Annotated in this window: 2 protein-coding genes; one reads left to right on the top strand and one right to left on the bottom strand. The window is 73.6% G+C overall.

Translation table 11 applies throughout. The features are described from left to right. The coding region (locus tag ND748_RS30450; protein ID WP_251749715.1) for an endonuclease Q family protein at window positions 1-1,418 on the bottom strand (1,418 nt) is incomplete at its 3' end. 567 nt (window positions 1,419-1,985) lie between these two features. Between ND748_RS30450 and ND748_RS30445 the strand changes: the two genes are divergently transcribed. After that, window positions 1,986-2,223, top strand: a 238-nt coding sequence (locus ND748_RS30445) for a hypothetical protein (RefSeq protein WP_251749713.1), incomplete at its 3' end; no start/stop codon positions are given.

Raw genomic sequence — 2,223 nt, 5'->3', positions numbered from 1 at the left:
CGTCCCGCCTGCCGAGGAATCCGGCCGCCGCGCCCGGCCGCGTCCGGCTCGGCGGAGGCAGCCGGGGCGGCGGGTGTGGCGGACGGGGCGGAGGCGGACGGGGCGGAGGCGGACGGGGCGGGGGCGGACGGGGCGAGGTCGAACAGGGTGCCGGCGCCGCCGGCGAGTTCCCGCGGCTCGAACAGCCGGATGACGCCGTACTCGCCGTCGAAGCCGGCCTGGCGGATCACCTCGCCACGCCGCAGCCGGGAAATCGCCTCGACCAGTTCGGCCGAGCCCACCTCGGCGATCGCGGACACCGGGACGTCGCCGAGGATGGCGAGCTCCGGGCCGAGCCGGGACACCAGCGAGGTGACCTGGCCCGCGACCGCCTTGCTCTTCGGCCCCACCCCGAGGATCTCCCCGACGACCTCCGGCAGCGGCACCAGCGAGGTGACCCCGCCGGCTGTCGCGGGACGCACGCCGGCCTCGCGGTCGGACAGCGCCTCCACCCGGTTGAGCACGCCCACGGTCAACAGGCCGCCGCAGGTCGGGCAGCGACCCCCGACCTCGCGGGTCTGCTCGGGGGTCAGGCACACCCCACACTTGCGGTGCCCGTCGAGGTGGTACTTGCCCTCCTCGGGGAAGAACTCGACGGTCCCGGCGAACCCGTCCCCGCCGCGCAGCGCCGCCTCGATGGCGAAGTAGTCCGGCTCGCAGGTGAAGGCCGTCGCCTCACGGCCGAGCATGGGCGGCGAGTGGGCGTCGGAGTTGCTCACCAGGCGGTAGCGGTCGAGGCCGGAGATCCGCCAGAACATCTCCGGGTCGGCGGACAACCCCGTCTCCAGGGCGAAGATCTCGTCGGCGAGGTCGACGTAGCAGTCCTCGACGGCGTCGAAGCCGGACTTGGAGCCCAGGACGGCGAACCACGGCGTCCACACGTGCGCCGGCACGAGGTAGCAGCCGGGCCCGCCGGCCAGGGTGATCTCCAGCAGGTCACGGGAGTCCAGGCCGAGGATGGGCCGTCCGTCCGCGGCCAGGTTGCCGATGCGGGCGAGCGCCGCGGTGATCGTCCCGGCAGCCTCCCGGGTCGGTGCATAGAGCAGGTGATGGACCTTGCGGGTCCGGTCGCCCCGCTTGTAGATCGTGGAGATCTCGCTGGAGATCATGAAGCGGGTCACCGTTCGACAGGAGGCCGGCAGCGTGCGCAGCACGTCACGCTCCAGGTCCGGCCGCAGCCGGAACAGGCCGGGCTCGGCCGGAACGAGCTTCTCGGCGAGCTCCTGCGACCACGCGGGGTGGGTGAAGTCTCCGGTGCCGACGACGGCGATGCCCTTGCGCGCCGCCCACCAGGCCAGGTGCTCCAGGTCGCAGTCGCGACTGCAGGCCCGGGAGTACCGGGAGTGAATGTGCAAATCAGCATAGAACCGTGACCTCACGGATGCGTATGTTGTCGCATCCGTGCGCGGCGACCGGCGGCGGCACACCGAAGGAGCGTCCTCGAGCGCCGACCGGCCAACGGCAGGCATACACCGAGGCCACGGTCGATCCATGGCCGCCAGCCGCCGATGGGTCGCGGCGTGGCCCGCGCGGACGGGCCACCCGGCCCGCCGCCCGCCGGGGACAGCCGTCATCATTCGTAGGGTTGCGGCCTACGTCAGGTTGGCGGCGTACATCAGGTCGCGGCGTACATCAGGTCGCGGCGCATGTCAGGTCGCGGCGTACATCAGGTTGACGGCACACGTCAGGTTGCGGCCATTCCGGTGGGATCGCGGCGGTCCTGAGCTTCCGGCAGGCCCGCGGTCCGTGGAAAGCCGGAGTGGCCCGGACAGCCCGGAGCTTCGTGCCGGCTCTGGAGTCGGGCCAGCCCGGAGCTTCGCGACGGAGCCCCGACGCGGCGGCGCGGAGAGTGCGAAGAGTGCGCAACAGGAGGGACAGCGGATGGCATCCGACGGGCGGCGCCTCCTGCCCGCCGCCGGCGCGAGACGAGCGCGGCAGGTGATCCGGTGACGGCGCGCCACGCCGACGCCGAGCAGCGGGCGGCGCTGGCCGACCGCTGCCACCGGCTGGTGCGCTACCTGCACGAGGTCGCGGTGGCCCGCTCCGAGCGGGTGCGGACCGTCGAGGAGCACCCGCTCACCGTCTGGCTGGCCGACATCCCGGCCGGCGTCGCCCTGTCGGAGCACGCCGGTGCAGGCGAGGTCCTGCTGACCGCCCCTGCCGCCGCCGCGCTGCCCCCTCCGC

The organism is Frankia sp. AiPs1 (genome assembly GCF_023716945.1).
Lineage (GTDB): Bacteria > Actinomycetota > Actinomycetes > Frankiales > Frankiaceae > Frankia.
This window is presented reverse-complemented; position numbering and strand designations above follow the sequence as displayed.